Annotated in this window: 12 protein-coding genes and 1 pseudogene; 3 read left to right on the top strand and 10 right to left on the bottom strand. The window is 67.9% G+C overall.

Features of this window, described 5'->3' with window-relative positions; translation table 11 throughout:
* Positions 1-26 precede the first annotated feature (26 nt).
* Positions 27-560 (top strand): annotated as a pseudogene (locus QQK25_RS24350) (TolC family protein); the annotation flags it as partial.
* A gap of 138 nt (positions 561-698) precedes the next feature.
* Positions 699-1,280 carry a TolC family protein gene (locus QQK25_RS24345; RefSeq protein ID WP_438696514.1) on the top strand — a complete coding sequence of 194 codons (582 nt, stop codon included), beginning with the start codon at positions 699-701 and terminating at the stop codon, positions 1,278-1,280.
* Positions 1,281-1,320: 40 nt separating this feature from the next.
* Here the strand turns inward: QQK25_RS24345 and QQK25_RS18370 are convergent, their stop codons facing one another.
* The 9 genes from QQK25_RS18370 to QQK25_RS18330 form a co-directional block, all read right to left on the bottom strand.
* On the bottom strand, positions 1,321-2,094 hold the full coding sequence (locus tag QQK25_RS18370; protein ID WP_284189242.1) for a DUF481 domain-containing protein: 774 nt from the start codon (positions 2,092-2,094) through the stop codon (positions 1,321-1,323).
* Positions 2,095-2,303: 209 nt separating this feature from the next.
* Entirely contained in the window at positions 2,304-2,495 is a 192-nt protein-coding gene (locus QQK25_RS18365) for a YgaP family membrane protein (protein WP_153162594.1), read from the bottom strand.
* Between the two features lie 98 nt (positions 2,496-2,593).
* Positions 2,594-3,256, bottom strand: coding sequence for a Crp/Fnr family transcriptional regulator (locus QQK25_RS18360; protein WP_284189241.1), 663 nt, complete (start codon positions 3,254-3,256; stop codon positions 2,594-2,596).
* Positions 3,257-3,259: 3 nt separating this feature from the next.
* Positions 3,260-4,018, bottom strand: a complete 759-nt coding sequence (gene xth, locus QQK25_RS18355) for an exodeoxyribonuclease III (RefSeq protein WP_284189240.1) — start codon at positions 4,016-4,018, stop codon at positions 3,260-3,262.
* Between the two features lie 87 nt (positions 4,019-4,105).
* Complete coding sequence (locus QQK25_RS18350; protein ID WP_284189239.1) at positions 4,106-5,257, bottom strand: DUF5723 family protein; 1,152 nt, start codon at positions 5,255-5,257, stop codon at positions 4,106-4,108.
* A gap of 75 nt (positions 5,258-5,332) precedes the next feature.
* The gene (locus QQK25_RS18345) at positions 5,333-7,399 is read right to left on the bottom strand and encodes a hypothetical protein (RefSeq protein WP_284189238.1); all 2,067 of its coding nucleotides are present in this window, start codon (positions 7,397-7,399) and stop codon (positions 5,333-5,335) included.
* 222 nt (positions 7,400-7,621) lie between these two features.
* Positions 7,622-9,691: a hypothetical protein gene (locus QQK25_RS18340; RefSeq protein WP_284189237.1), complete on the bottom strand. Its 2,070-nt coding sequence runs from the start codon at positions 9,689-9,691 to the stop codon at positions 7,622-7,624.
* Between the two features lie 189 nt (positions 9,692-9,880).
* Positions 9,881-10,351, bottom strand: coding sequence for a DUF4124 domain-containing protein (locus QQK25_RS18335; protein ID WP_284189236.1), 471 nt, complete (start codon positions 10,349-10,351; stop codon positions 9,881-9,883).
* A complete protein-coding gene (locus QQK25_RS18330; RefSeq protein ID WP_284189235.1) occupies positions 10,348-12,417 on the bottom strand; it encodes a M3 family metallopeptidase in 2,070 nt (689 codons plus the stop codon). The genes QQK25_RS18335 and QQK25_RS18330 overlap by 4 nt, the downstream gene beginning before the upstream one ends.
* Positions 12,418-12,544: 127 nt before the next feature.
* On the opposite strand from QQK25_RS18330, the gene QQK25_RS18325 reads away from it, so the two are divergent.
* Positions 12,545-13,411: an HDOD domain-containing protein gene (locus QQK25_RS18325; protein WP_284189234.1), complete on the top strand. Its 867-nt coding sequence runs from the start codon at positions 12,545-12,547 to the stop codon at positions 13,409-13,411.
* A gap of 77 nt (positions 13,412-13,488) precedes the next feature.
* Here QQK25_RS18325 and QQK25_RS18320 read toward each other — a convergent pair whose 3' ends face one another.
* Complete coding sequence (locus QQK25_RS18320; RefSeq protein ID WP_284189233.1) at positions 13,489-14,421, bottom strand: phosphoribosylaminoimidazolesuccinocarboxamide synthase; 933 nt, start codon at positions 14,419-14,421, stop codon at positions 13,489-13,491.
* Between the last annotated feature and the right edge of the window lie 38 nt (positions 14,422-14,459).

Here is a 14,459-nt window from a genome sequence, read left to right as displayed (position 1 = left end):
CGTGCCCGGGGCCGCTGCCGGCGCCGGTGGCGGGCGGCACGATCAGCCTTGCCGAGGTGGTCAAGCGCGCCTTGTGCCGCGATCCGCGCACCCGCGCGGCGTGGGCCGAGAGCCAGCTTCAGGCAGCCCGGCTGGGTGCGGCGCGGGCCGCTTATCTGCCGACCATCAACGCCACGCTCTCGCGGGCGAAGACTGGCCAGACGATTGCCCAGGGCGGCAGCACGGCGCGCAACGACGGCTCAAGCCGCGTCGCCCAGTTCGACCTCGCCTGGAACCTGTTCGACTTTGGCCAGCGCGAGGCCAACGTGGACAGCGCCCGCCAGACTCTGCTGGCCGCCGTCGCCAGCCAGAACCTGGGCGTGCAGACGGTCTTCCTCGACGCCGCCAACGCCTATTTCGCGCTCCTCAGCGCCCAGGGGGAGCTGGCGGTGGCCCAGGAGGTGGAGCGCATCAACCTGCAGAGCTTCATGTCGGCCGAGGCCAAGCACGCCGCCGGGGTGGGCGACCTGACCTCCAAGCTGCAGACCCAGACCGCCTTCGCCCAGGCCGTGCTGGCCCGGGTGCGGGCCGAAGGCACGCTGGCCAACGCCCGCGGCCGGCTGGCGGTGGCGATCGGCGAATCGCCGGATCGCCCGCTGGCGGTGGATGCGGACGACGCCCGGCTGCCGGATACGAGCTTCGTGAAGGGCGTGGGGAAGATGCTCGAACTGGCCCAGGCCGGCCATCCGGAGCTCGCCGCGGCCCGCGCCCGGCTGGCGGCCGCCCGGTCGCGCATCGCGGTGGCCGAGCGGGCCTACCTGCCGACCCTCAGCGTGGCGGCGAGCCGCAGCCACACCGGACGTGACTTCAGCGCCGATCTGCCCGACATCGCCCAGCGCGACCGCAGCGTGGCGCTGCAACTCTCGGTGCCCATCTTCGACGGCTTCTCGCGCCACTACCAGACCCGCGCCGCAAAGGCCGAGTTCGATCTGGCGTCGGCAGATCTGCAGAGCGTCGAACAGAAGGTGGCGCTGGAAGTGTGGCAGGCCTGGCAAGGTCTGCAGAGTGAGACCCAGGCGCTGGGCAGCACCGAGAAGCTCCTCGGCTATGCCACCAAATCGCTGGAGGTGGCCCAGGGGCGCTTCAAGGCCGGCGTGGGCTCCACGCTGGAGCTGCTGGAGGCCCAGCGGGCGATGGCCGACGCGGCCCAGCAGCGCATCAACACCCTGGCCACCTGGCGGGCGACGCGGCTGCGGCTGGCGGCCAGCCTGGGGCGGATCGGGTTCTGGAGCGTGCGCTGAAGGCGCGTGCCGCCCGGACGGGCAGCACGCGGGGCGGTGCTTACTGGGCGCCGAACTTCACGTTCACGCCGGCGATGAACAGGGTGTCGTTCTGCTTGGCCGGCGACGTGGCGAGGCTGTCGTAGCGGTCCTGGAAGCTGAGCGTCAGGTTCATCGTCTTGTTCATGGCCACGGCCAGGCCCGCGTCGAAGATCGCGCGGTATTCGCCGGTGTCACGCAGGTTGGGGAACAGCACCAGGCGCTGGCGGAAGCTGGTGGTGTCGGTGAGGCGGTGGGTGGATTCCTCGCCGAGGATCAGCTCGGGGCTGCTGTAGTTGCGGCGGCTGTCGCCATCGATGATCACGCCCGGGGACATGTAGCGGTCCGCCTTGTAGGCCACACCGCCGAAGACGTCCCAGGTGGTGTCGGCGCTCTTGATGACGTGGTAGCCCAGGCCGCCGCTCAGCACACCGCGGAGGGCGAGGTGCTTGAGCTGGTCGTGTTCCAGATCGAGGCCACCGAAGCCGAAGACGCGCTCGTTCAGGTTGTGGTCGTAACGGGTGCCGGCACGCCACATGTTGGCGGTGGTGGTGGTGTCGTCATTCTTCTTCGACTGGGCGAACAGGGCCTGGCCGTACACCGACAGCTTGTCCACGGCGGTGACGCGGGCAGCGTCCACCACCAGGTTGAGGCTGCTGTTGCGGGCGTTGCCGGTGGACATGGACATGCCGGCGCCACCCGCGCCGCGCCACTGGCCATCGGCCGGAGGGGCGTCGGCAAAGGCGCTGCCGCAGGCCAGCAGGGAGGCGATACCCAGCACGGAAATTTTGTTCATCGTTGTTATCCTTTCTTGCGAGTTGAGCCCGAAACGGGACCGCCGCAGGATAGGAGGGGGCGCCGGGATGCCCTGTGGCAACGTCTGCAAGGCAGACAAAAGTTTGCAAAACATGCTGCCATCTGCCGTTAAATGTCGTAAAAAACCCGGCTGCGCCACAGGGCGGAGCCGGGTTTCGACATCGGGCGGCGCGGGCCGCCGGCAGATGCTCAGTCCTTCTTCATGGGGCAGGTGTTCATGCCCAGCAGCGGATAGACCGGGCAGAAGCCGGTGAGGCCGGTGGCCAGCGGCACGACGCCGATCCACGCCCACACGGGGCCGCCGAGGGCCGCCCAGGCCACCAGCGCCACACCGGCGCCAATCCGCAAAACCTTGTCGATACCGCCCACATTCGTTTTCATGATGGCCTCCTGGCGCACTGGTTAGTTGAGTGAGCGTATTTCAGCATCTGCTGATGGGGGCGTCTGTAACCAAGGTTACATAGCCGCCGGATGGCGGATCAGCCGCCGGCAACCCGGCGCAGGCCGGCCGGGTCGAGGATCTCGATCTGCTCCCGCGACAGGGCGACGAGGCCCTGGGCGGCGAAGTTCTTGAGGAGCCGCGAGACGATCTCGCGCACGCTGCCCAGCTCGTCGGCGAGCTGCTGGTGGGTGGTGTGCAGGCGCTGGCCCTTGCCCAGCAGCAGCGCGGCGAGGCGCTGGTCGAGCTTGCGAAAGGCGACTTCCTCGATCAGCTGCATGAGATCGGCGATGCGCTCGGAGAACAGCTGGAACACGAAATCCCGGAACGCCGGCTCGGCCAGCAAGGCCTGGAAATCAGCGCTGGGCAGCACCAGCAGGGTGGTGTCGGTCTCGGTAATGCCGCGGGCGTTGTAGGGCGTGTGGCCGAGCAGGCAGGCCGAGGAGATCACGCAGGTTTCGCCCGGGGCGACCCGGTAAAGCGGCAGCTCACGCCCGTTGGGGGCGGCCTTGACGACGCGGATGCTGCCGTCGATCACGAAGGGGAAGCCCTGGCACGACTGGCGCTCGTCGAACACCGGCGTGCCCGGCGGCAGCTGCATCTTCCGGGCGCGCTCGATCAGGCGCTGGCGGGCGGCCTCGGGCAGCGCGGCGAGGATCGGGTAGAGGGCGGGGAGCGTGGCCGGCAGGGCGTCGGTGCTCATGGCTCAGGCAAACTCGACGATCACGGGGGCGTGATCCGAGGGGCGTTCGAGCTTGCGCGGGGTCTTGTCCACCACGCAGGCGGTGCACTTTTCGGCCAGCGGGGGCGACACCAGCAGGTGGTCGATGCGCAGACCGAAGTTGCGGCGGAAGGCCATCATCCGGTAATCCCACCAGGAGAAGCTCTTTTCGGGCTGCTCGAAGAGCCGGAAGGCATCCACGAGGCCAAGCCCCAGCAGCGCCTTGAAGGCGTCGCGCTCGGGCACCGAGACGTGGATCTCGTGTTCCCAGTCCGGGTGGGCGTCGCGGTCTTCCGGGGCGATATTGTAGTCTCCGGCCAGCACCAGCCGGGGCGTGACGAGCAGCTCGGCCCGCAGCCAGCCGGTGAGGGCTTCGAGCCAGGCCATCTTGTAGGCGAACTTGTCGGAACCCACCGCCTGGCCGTTGGGGAAGTAGCCGCATACGATGCGCACGCCATCGAGCGTGCCGGCGATGATGCGCTTTTGTTCGTCGGCAAAACCGGGGATGTCGAAGCTCACGTCGGCCAGCGGCTGGCGGGTGAGGATGGCCACGCCGTTGTAGGTTTTCTGGCCATTGAACTGGGCCTGGTAGCCGGCGGCTTCGATCTCGGCCAGCGGGAAGGCCTTGTTCTCGCACTTGAGCTCCTGCAGGCACAGGGCGTCCGGCTGGTTGGCGGCCAGCCAGTCGAGCACGTGGGGCAGGCGGACCTTGAGGGAGTTGACGTTCCAGGTGGCGATCTTCATGCGGGGCGCTCGGCTGCGGATTGGGGCGCCCAATGATACCTGCTGCGGATGCCGCCCGTGGCGCCCGGCGTGGGCCGGGCGGCGTGGCTAGAAGCGGATTGCCAGGCCGGCGGTGGCGCCCACGGCGCGGGCGTCGTTGAGGTTGCTGCGGTCGGTGCGCAGGCTGGCGTAGAAGGGGCCGTAATGTACGGCGGCGCCGGCGCTCTTGAAGCGGGCTTCGTAGGAGACGCGCAGCAGCAGGCCGTCCGCGCGGCCCCAGCTGGCGTTGGCTTCGGGGAGGATCAGCCCGCGGGTGGCGGCGAGGCCCGCGCCGACGCTCCAGCCCGGCTGGCTCCATTCGACGGCGGCGGCGGCCTTGGGCTTGAGCTGCAGGGTGTAGTCCCGATAGCGGTTGGTGCCGGTGATCTTGGCGACCGCCGAGGGGCTGTTGAACTGCAGCGGCCAGCTGGCGTTGTTGAAGTCCTGGGTGAGCTGGGGCACGTTGTTCCAGCGCAGCTGGCCGAACAGGTCGGTCAGGGCGGCGCTGACCCGCAGGTCGTCCCGGGGGCGCCACTGGAGGCCGAGGTCGATGGCCCGGCCCCAGCCGTTGTCGGTCTGCTCGCGGGTGGCGGGGGCGAAGTCGTTGAGGTCGGCTCGGTCGGGCGAGGTGTAGTCGAGCCCGGTGTAGAGGAGTTCGCGGCGGCCATTGACGGTGGCCACGCCGCCGCCGCTGACGGCGGTGCCGCTGACCTTCTCGACCCGCAGGGTGCCGGCCTTGAGCAGATTGACGGCGGCGCCGACGGTGAGCCGCTCGCTCATCGCGCCGGCCCAGGCGAAGCGCAGGCCGTCGGCGCTGTAGCCCTTGAAGCGGTAGTTGAGGTTGTAGTGGCCGCTCTGCGCGAGGAGGCTGTCGGGGTCTTCGAAGGCGGCGTAGATGCGCACGGTGTCGCGGTTGCCTTCGCCCAGCGCATCGACCCGCTTGAAGGTGCCGAACGTCCAGCCGCCGTACGACTGGCTGACTTCGGCGCGGCCGAAGCCGACGGCGAGGTTGCGGCCCGGGCGGGGCGTGGGCGCGTCGCGCCAGGTTTCGGCGATGCGGTGGGCGGGCACGAAGTCGTCGGCGGCAAAGCCGGTGGCGGTGGCGCGAAAAGTGGCGCGGGTGTCGATGACGGCCGGGTTGGTGATGGCCATCAGGTCGGCGGCGTCGGCGAGGGCCAGCGCGGGCAGGCAGGCGAGGCCGAGGATGAGCAGCTTGCGCATGGGCAGGGTGGATCCAGGCGGGACAAAAAAGCGGGCGCCAGGCGCCCGCTCGATGGGGTGGATGGGCGGAAGACCTCAGATCAGCGATTCATAGGTGCCGTCGATGAAGCTCGCACGCTGGTTGCTGATCGAGCCGAGGCTGGTGCCATCGGCATTTTTGATCGTGCCAGATTTTGCGCTGGCGACATAGGTCAGCGTGATGCCGTTGCTGTTCTTGATCTCCCAGTTGAAGCCGTCGGTGACCGGGGTGGCCTTGCCGGTGAGGCTCAGGCCGTTGAGGCCGGTCAGGGTGAATTCACCCTTCGGGCTGGCGTAGCCGTCGGTGTTGGTGACGGACAGGGTGAGGCCGATGCCGGTGACGCCGGCCGACTTGTAGGCGGTGCCGTTGAAGCCGATGGTGACCTTCACGAAGTTGCTGGCGGAGTCGTCCAGGTTGCCGTTGTAGGCGCTCTGGTCCTGGCTGGCGGTGAGGGTGCCTTCGAGGAACTTGAAGGGCGTGGCGGTGCTGATGTCGGTGAAGCTGCCCACGAAGCGCGCGCTCTTCGGCGACACGTTGCCGTCGAGGGAGGTGGTCAGGTCGCTGACTTCCAGGCTGCCGTCGAAGCGGTGGTGCGGGCCGGTGAGGGCGCCGACGAGCTTGGCGGTTTTTTTGGCTTCATCCGCAGTGAATTCGGTGACCGCGACCTTGAGGGTGCTGGTGGTGCCGTCGCTCTTGAGGGTGTCGAGGGTGCCGCTGCCCGACCAGAGCTGGGTGCCCTTGGTGCCGCTGTAGGTGAAGCTGGTGTCGATGGCGGTGCGGGCGCCGTCGGCGGTCATCGGGTAGAAGTTGCCCTTGAGGGTGTTCTTGCCGGTGAGGTCGCGGCTCATGGTGCCGGTGAGGCCGCTGAGGGCGGTGCTCACGTTGGTGGTGAGGTCGCGGGTGTGGGTGACTTCCCAGGTCACGCTGACGCCGTCGGCGCCCGGGCGCAGGAGTATGCGGTAGCCCTTGCCGGTTTCGGGCGAACGCACCAGGCACACCACTTCTGTCGGCGCGGTGGCGGCGGTGAAACCGCAGGAGCCGGTGTTGTTGTGCACCGAAGTGGCGGAGCCGAGGTAGATCTGTTCGACGGCATTCACCATCAGGGTGAGGTTGTCGAAGGTCTTGGTGACGTCGACGCCGTTCTGGAAGTCGGCCTTCAGGGCGGCGTTCTGCTTGTCCAGGCTGCCGGTGCCAGCGTTGTTGGAGATCGACAGGATGCTGGTGCGCAGGTCGGCGAAGATCTGCTTGGCCTGCTGCAGCGAGGTGCCGGCGGCGAGGGCGGTGCGGGCCTGCTCCTTGGCTGCGGTGGTGTCGGTGGTGAGGCTGGTACCGGTTGCGATTTCCTCGAGGCTGGCCTTGGCCGTGTCGTCGGCGTACTTGGTGACGGTGGCGGCGAGGCCGGCCTGCAGCCGGGTGTTGTCGATGCTGTCGAGGGTGCCGTCCTTCAGGTCGTCGGCGAGGGTGGCGGCGAGATCGGCGGCGTTGGACGACAGGCTGCTGGCAACCTCGGCGAGGGCTGCGAGCTTGGCGGCGAGCTTGCCGGCTTCGGTGCTGTCGAGGGTCTTGCCGCTGCTGCTGTTGAGCAGGGTGGGCGGCGCGAACATGTCGCCGACCTGGAACATCACCTGGACGGTGGCGTTTTCCTGCTTGATGGTGTCGGTGGTGGCGCCGGCGGTGAGGGCGGTGCCGGAGGTGTCGAGCACCTTGCTGGCCGCGAGGTTGGTGAGGATGTTCACGCCCATGTCCTGGCGGATGTTGTCCACGACGGCGGCTAGCTTCTTGGTGGGGCCGAAGGGCTTGTCGGTGCCGCTGGCTTCGTCGAAATAGGTGCAGGTGTCGGAGCCCTTGACGGTGGCGATCACCGCGCCGGTGTAGCTGCTGATGGGGATGACGGCCTTGCCGTTGGTCCCGACGGTGGCAGAGCCGAGGGCTTCGCCGGTGCTCTTTCGCAGTTCGACGGTACAGCCCGTGGAGAACTGGCCGAGGGACGGGGTGACGGTGACATCCACCGAGGCGGGCGTGGTGGTGGTCGTGCTGCTGGAACCGCCGCCGCCTCCGCCGCAGGCTGCAAGGGTGACTGCGCCAGCGACGGCGAGGGCAACGGGGGAAAGTCGAACGGCCATTGATTCTTCTCCTTACTGAAAATCAGATTTGTTGGTTTTGTTGATTTTGCAAGAAGAGTTTTACGGCCGATATCCATTCGACTTGAGGGAGCGGGCGATGCTTTTTGCGTGATGCCAGAGCGGGGACCCGCGTGCTTCATGGCGCTTGGCGCAGTGCTCGGGGCCGACAGGGGGCGTGGGGTGCCCGCCTGCCGGCGTGCCGTACAAACGGCGCCGGGGGCGTCAGATCAGCGATTCGTAGGTGCCGTCGATGAAGCTGACACGCTGTTTGCTGATGGTGCCGAGGACGGTGCCGTCGGCATTCCTCACGGTGCCCGACCCGGCCGCGGTGCCATAGCTGACGGTGATGCCGTTGCTGTTCTTGATCTCCCAGACCCAGCCGGTGGGGGTCTGGGTGGCCTTGCCGGTGAGGGCGAGGCCGTTCAGCCCGGTGAGGCTGAACTCGCCGCGCTGGCTGGCGGGGCCGTCGGCGTTGGTGGCGGAGAGGATCAGGCCGATGCCGGTGACGCCCGCCGACTTGTAGGCGGCGCCGGTAAAGCCCAGGGTCTGGCGGATGTAGTTGGTGGCGCTCGGGGCGAGATCGGCGTTGAAGGCGCTCAGGTCCTGGCTGTAGTTGACGGTGCCTTCGAGGAACTTGAAGGGGGCCGCCGGGTTGGAGATGTCGGTGAAGCTGCCGACGAGGCGGCCGTTCTTCGGCTCGGTGGTGCCGTCGAGGGCGACGGTCGGCGTGCCGATCTCGAGGTTGCCGTCGAAGCGGTGGTGGGGGCTGATGAGGCTGCCGACGAAGCGCGAGGATTTGGTGCCCTGGTTGCCGGCGGCGTCGCTGACGACGACCTTGAGAGCGCTGCTGCCGTCGCCCTTGAGGGCGTCGAGGCTGCCGCTGCCGGCCCACACCTGGGCGGCATCGCGGCTGCCGTCGTAGGTGAAGCTGAAGCTCGCCACGGTGCGGGTGCTGTCGCCGGTCATCGGATAGAAGTTGCCAGATGCGGTGTAGCGGCCGGCGGCGTCGCGGGTGAGGGTGCCGGTGAGGCCCGTGAGGGGCGTGCTGGCGCCGGTTTCAAGGCTGCGGACGCGGGTGAATTCCCAGGTGACGCCGTTGGCGGTGGGGCGGACGGTGGCGTGATATTCGCGCTTGGTGCGGCTCGCGATGAAGGTGCATTCGAAGTACTTGGCGGTGAACGGATACGGAATCATGCAGGTGCTGTTGCCGCTGCTGACCTGCGGGCCACTGGGGTTGGGCAGCATGTCGGCAGCCCAGGCCATCAGCGAGAGGTGGTCGATGACCAGCACGGCATCCACGCCATGCTGGAAGTCGCCCTGCATGAGCGCGTTCTGCTGGTCGAGGGAGCCGGTGCCGGCGTCGTTGGCGATGGACAGGATGCTGGTGCGCAGGTCGGCGAAGATCTGCCGGGCCTGCTGCAGCGAGGTGCCGGCGGTGAGGGCGGTGCGGGCCTGCTCGCGGGCGGTGGCTGCGTCGGTGACGAGGTGGGTGTTGGCGGCTGCGTCGGTGAGGCTGGCCTTGGCGGAATCGCTGGCGTACTTGCCGATGGCGGCGTCGAGGCCGGCCTGCATGCGGCTGGAGTCGATGCTGTCGAGGCGGCCGTCCGTCAGGTCGTCGGCGAGGTGGCTGGCGAGGCTGGCGACGCCCATCGACAGGCCGCTGGCGACTTCGGCCAGCGCGGCGAGGCGGGTGGCGAGGCGCCCGGATTCGGTGTTGTCGAGCACCTTGCCGCTGCCGCGGTGGATCAGGACGGGCGTTGCGAACATGTCGCTCACCTGGAACATCACCTGGACGGCGGCGTTTTCCTGTTTGATGGTGTCGGCGGTGACGCCGCTGGCGAGCGAACCTCGGGAGGTGTCGAGCACGCGGGTGGCGGCGAGGTTGGTGAAGATGTTGATGCCGAATTCCTGGCGCAGGTTATCGACCACCGCGCTGATCTGGCTGCTGGCGTAGAAGGGCTTGTCGGTGCCGCTGGCTTCGTCGAAATAGGTGCAGGTGGGCGAGCCCTTGACGGCGGCGATCACCGCGCCGGTGTAGCCGCTGACCGGGATGACGGCCCTGCCGTTGATGCCGACGCTGGCGGTGCCCAGCACTTCGCCGGTGGACTTGCGCAGTTCGACGGTGCAGCCGGGGGAAAACTGGCCGAGGGATGGGGTGACCGTGACGTCCACGGATGCGGGCGTGGACGCCGGGGTGCTGCTGCTGCCGCCACCACCGCCGCCGCCGCCGCAGGCCGAGAGGGTGAGGGCGCCACCGAGGGCGAGGACAAGGGGAGTGAGTCTGGGAGCCATCCGTTCTTCCTGTGGTGAAAACCGTTGCTATTGATATCGGGTAGTCGAATTGCAAGGTTATCATGCAATCCACCTACTGTGGATATCGACAGTGGGTTTTTCTTGTGCTGGACGGAATGTCGCCAGACAGCAGGCGAGCGCACCCGGCCTGCGGCGCGAGGCGGCAGGCGGGGGCGGATTGGCGGGAGGCTAGCGTTTGCCGGCGGGGTAGCCGGCGTTGTCGAGGAGGCCGTTCCAGGCGGAGGCGGCGAAGCCCATTTCGGTTTCGCGGCCGACGGTGAGGGTCGGCACGAAGGGCTCCTTGCCGAAGCGGGTCTTGAAGGCGGCCACGTCTTCGGCGGTTTCGAGTTTGGTCTCGGAGAACGGCACGCCGCGCTGGTTGAGCAGGGCGCGGCCATCGTCGCAGGGCTTGCCGCATTCGCGGCCGGTGTAGAGGGCGACCGGGTAGGTTTCGGCGGCCTTGCGGGTGGCAAAGGGCAACTGGGCGTTGCCCTTGTTGGGCTGGACCTTGCGCTCCTCGAACTTCTTGACCTCCTGGGGGGGAGGCTGGTCGCTGTATTGCACGCGGCCGTCCTTGTCCACCCAGCGATAGGCGGCCTGGGCCGCGGCCGGCAGGGCCGCGGCGAGGAGCATCAGGGTGAGGAGGCGTCGGCTTGTCATGAGGTCACCATCCCGCTGTGGCGCAGGAGGGCGTCCACCTGCGGTTCGCGGCCGCGGAAGGCCTTGAAGGAGTCGAGCGCCGGCCGGCTGCCCCCGACGGCCAGGATCTCGTTCCAGAAGCGCTCGCCGGTCTCGGCGTCGAGCACGCTGCCCTTGGGGCGGCCGCTCTCCTCGAAGGCGGCGAAGGCGTCGGCGGAGAGCACTTCGGCCCACTTGTAGCTGTAGTAGCCCGCCGCGTAGCCGCCGGCGAAGATGTGGCTGAAGCTGTTGGGGAAACGGTGCCATTCCGGCGGCACGAGCACGGCGACTTCCTTGCGCACCTCGGCGAGCAGGTCCATCACGTGCTGGCGGGACGGGTCGAAATCCATGTGCAACAGCAGGTCGAACAGCGAGAACTCCAGCTGGCGGACGGTCTGCATGCCGCTCTGGAAGTTCTTGGCGGCGAGCATCTTGTCGAAGAGTTCGCGCGGCAGCGGGGCGCCGGTGTCCATGTGGGCGGTCATCTCGCGCACCACGTCCCATTCCCAGCAGAAGTTTTCCATGAACTGGCTGGGCAGCTCGACGGCGTCCCATTCCACACCGTGGATGCCGGAGACGGCCAGGTCATCCACCCGGGTGAGCAGGTGGTGCAGGCCGTGGCCGGCTTCGTGGAAGAGGGTGATCACGTCGTCGTGGCTGAAGGTGGCGGGTTTGCCGCCCACCGGGCCAGGGAAGTTGCACACCAGATAGGCGACCGGCGTCTCGATGCCGTTGCCGATGCGCCGGCGGGTGATCGCCGAATCCATCCAGGCGCCGCCCTTCTTGGTGTCACGGGCGTAGAGGTCGAGGTAGAACTGGCCGATGAGCTGGCCGTCGCGTTCGATGCGGAAGAAGCGTACGTCCGGGTGCCACACGGGGCCGGTGTCGGGCTTGATGTTCACCTGGTAAAGGCGCTCGACCACCTTGAACAGGCCGTCCAGCACCTTGGGTTCGGGCAGGTATTCCTTCACCTCCTGCTCGGAGAAGGCGTACTGGGCGACGCGCAGCTTCTCGGAGACATACGAGGCATCCCACGGCTCCAGCGGGTCGAGCCCCAGCTCGTCCTTGGCGAAGGCCTTGAGTTCGGCCAGGTCGCGCTCGGCGAAGGGCTTGGCCTTGACGGCGAGCTCGCGCAGGAAGCCGAGCACCTGCTCGGTGGATTCGGCCATCTTGGGCACCAGCGAGACGTCGGCGTAGTGGCGGTAGCCGAGCATCTTCGCCTCTTCGGCGCGCAGGGCGAGGATCTGCTTGATGAGCGGGCCGTTGTCCCATTCGGGCTTGCTGTAGCCGTTATCCACCTCGGCGGCGCGGGTGGCGTAGGCGCGATAAAGCGTCTCGCGCAGGCTGCGGCTGTCGGCGTACTGCATCACCGGGAGGTAGGACGGCATCTTGAGGCCGAACTTCCAGCCCTCCACGCCGGCCTTCTCGGCGGCTTCGCGGGCGGCGGCGATCACGTCGGCGGGCAGGCCGGCGAGCTCGGATTCATCGGTGACCACGTGGCTGTAGGCGTTGGTGGCGTCGAGGATGTTCTCCGAGAACTTGGCGCCGAGGCCGGCGAGTTCTTCCTGGATGGCCTGGAAGCGGGGCTTCTGGTCGTCGGGCAGCTCGGCGCCGGAGAGGCGGAAGCCGCGCAGTTCGTTGTCGATGATGCGCTGGCGGGCCGGGCTGAGGGTGGCAAAGGCCTCGCTATTCCGGATCGATTTATATTTTTCAAAAAGCTTAAGGTTTTGCCCTAATTCGGCGTAAAAACGGGTGACCTCGGGCAGCATGACGTTGTAAGCCTCGCGCCATTCGGGCGTGTCCATCACGCTGTGCATGTGTGCGGCAATGCCCCAGGCGCGGCCGAGACGCTCGCCATCGTTTTCGATGGGTTCGACGAAGTTGTCCCAGGTGGGCGGCGTGGGGTCGTCCTGCAGGCGCGCGATGGTGGCGCCCAGGGCGTCCAGCAGGCTGCGCACGGCGGGTTCGACGTGGGCCGGCTCGATCGCGTCGAAGCGCGGCAGGCCGGAAAGATCGAGAAGGGGCGAGGTGGCTGGCGTTGTGGTCATGGCTGTCGGGGCGTGTTCGATTGAATGGTTTTATTGTGCCGAATTCCGGGCGGGGTGTCGCCTATGCTGCGGATAGGCACGTATGTCTGACATGGGGTTGTATGAATTGGTTTGAAAGGGGCACGGTGTGACCGACAAGGCGTTGAATCTCACGGAGCAGGCCTTCCTGCACACGATTTCCCAGGAACTCGAGGAAGGCGAGCTGCGCTTTCCGACGTCAATGGAAGTGACGATGCGGGTGCTCGAGGCGCTCGACGATCCGGACATGGATCTGGGCCGGATGTCATCGATGGTGGCGGCCGAGCCGCTGCTGGCGGCGCGTACCGTGGCGCTGGCCAACTCGGCCTGGTACAACCCGGGCGGCCGGCTGGTGACCGACGTGCCGAAGGCGCTGGTGCGCATCGGCTTCGGCAAGCTGCGGGCGCTGGCGATGGCGGTGGCGGCCGAACAGCTGATCCACCGGGATGTGCTGGGGCCTTTCCAGCCGATGATCCGCAAGCTGTGGGCGCACTGCGTGGACGTGGCGGCGACGGCTTCGGTGCTGGCGCGCAAATGCACCAAGCTGGATCGGGATGCGGCTTTCTTCGCTGGCATGGTGCACGACATCGGCCAGTTTTTCCTGCTCGCTCGGGTGTGGGAATACCCCGAGATGCTGAAGGAGGACAGCCCGCTGTCGGATCTGGTGCGGGTGTGGCACGCGCCGATCGGCCGGGCGGTGCTGGCGGCGATGAACATGCCCCAGGAGCTGGTGGATGCGGTGGACGACCCCGAGCTTTACGGGGGCGTGTGGCCGCCGGACTGCATCCCGGATCTGATCTTCGTGGCCAACCTGATCGCCGAGACGCCCAACCCCTTCTCGCCGGAGCCCGAGGATCTGCGCCACGGCCTCGCCAAGGCGGCGACCCTGGGGCTGGACGAAGTGCGGCTGGCCGAGGTGCTGGCCGAGTCGGAGGAGGAACGGAAGGCGCTGACCGACTTGTTCAACGTGGTCTGAGCGCGTGCTGCCCTTGAAACGAAACAACCCGCCGGAAGGCGGGTTGTTGCTTTGTGGGGCCGGAAGAACGCGGCCGGTCAGAGGGTCTGGCCGGTGAGCTTTTCGTAGGCTTCCACGTACTTGGCGGCGGTGCGCTCGATGACTTCGGCGGGCAGCTTGGGGCCGGGGGCGACCTTGCCCCAGTCGAGGGTCTCGAGGTAATCGCGCACGTACTGCTTGTCGTAGCTCGGGGGGCTGATGCCCACGGCGTAGCTGTCGGCGGGCCAGAAGCGGGAGGAGTCCGGCGTCAGGGCTTCGTCGATGAGGTGCAGGGTGCCGGCGGCGTCGATGCCGAACTCGAACTTGGTGTCGGCGATGATGATGCCGCGGGTGGCGGCGTAGTCGGCGGCCTGGGTGTACAGGGCGATGGCGGCGTCACGGGCTTCGGCGACGAGCTGGGCGCCGGTCTTGCCGGTGCCCTTGAGGGCGTCGGCGAGGAGGGCGTCGGTGCGGGCCTGGGCCTGCTCGAAGCTGATGTTCTCGTCGTGATCGCCCACGTCGGCCTTGCTGGCCGGGGTGAAGATCGGGGCGGGGAGCTTCTGGGCCTGCTGCAGGCCGGCGGGAAGCTGGATGCCGCAGATGGCGCCGGTGTCCTGGTAGTCCTTCCAGCCGGAGCCGATGACGTAGCCACGCACGACGGCCTCGATCGGCAGCGGGGTGAGGCGCTTGACCACCAGCGCGCGGCCGCGGACCTGCTCGCGCTCGTCGGCGGCGACCACGGTTTCCGGGTCGATGCCGGTGAGCTGGTTGGGGACGATGTGGCCGAGGCGGGCAAACCAGAAGCCGGCCATGGCGGTGAGCACTTGGCCCTTTTGCGGAATCGGATCCGGCAGGATCACGTCGAAGGCCGACAGGCGGTCGGAGGTGACGATGAGCAGCTTGTCGGCGTCGACGGCGTAGATGTCGCGCACCTTGCCGCGGCCCAGGAGGGCCAGGCTGCGGATGGAGGATTCGAAGAGCGGAGTGGTCACGGTCGAAAGTCCGTTGGACAAAACGAGATTATAGCGGT

This window comes from Zoogloea oryzae, from assembly GCF_030161255.1.
Classification (GTDB): Bacteria; Pseudomonadota; Gammaproteobacteria; order Burkholderiales; family Rhodocyclaceae; genus Zoogloea; species Zoogloea oryzae.
The sequence above is the reverse complement of the archived record's forward strand: the minus strand, read 5'-3'. Positions and strand labels throughout refer to the sequence as shown.

Coding starts and splice junctions, on each gene's coding strand:
- QQK25_RS24345 (WP_438696514.1), top strand. CDS start 699: ATGCTCGAACTGGCCCAGGCCGGCCATCCGGAGCTCGCCGCGGCCCGC.
- QQK25_RS18370 (WP_284189242.1), bottom strand. CDS start 2,094: ATGAACAAAATTTCCGTGCTGGGTATCGCCTCCCTGCTGGCCTGCGGC.
- QQK25_RS18365 (WP_153162594.1), bottom strand. CDS start 2,495: ATGAAAACGAATGTGGGCGGTATCGACAAGGTTTTGCGGATTGGCGCC.
- QQK25_RS18360 (WP_284189241.1), bottom strand. CDS start 3,256: ATGAGCACCGACGCCCTGCCGGCCACGCTCCCCGCCCTCTACCCGATC.
- xth (WP_284189240.1), bottom strand. CDS start 4,018: ATGAAGATCGCCACCTGGAACGTCAACTCCCTCAAGGTCCGCCTGCCC.
- QQK25_RS18350 (WP_284189239.1), bottom strand. CDS start 5,257: ATGCGCAAGCTGCTCATCCTCGGCCTCGCCTGCCTGCCCGCGCTGGCC.
- QQK25_RS18345 (WP_284189238.1), bottom strand. CDS start 7,399: ATGGCCGTTCGACTTTCCCCCGTTGCCCTCGCCGTCGCTGGCGCAGTC.
- QQK25_RS18340 (WP_284189237.1), bottom strand. CDS start 9,691: ATGGCTCCCAGACTCACTCCCCTTGTCCTCGCCCTCGGTGGCGCCCTC.
- QQK25_RS18335 (WP_284189236.1), bottom strand. CDS start 10,351: ATGACAAGCCGACGCCTCCTCACCCTGATGCTCCTCGCCGCGGCCCTG.
- QQK25_RS18330 (WP_284189235.1), bottom strand. CDS start 12,417: ATGACCACAACGCCAGCCACCTCGCCCCTTCTCGATCTTTCCGGCCTG.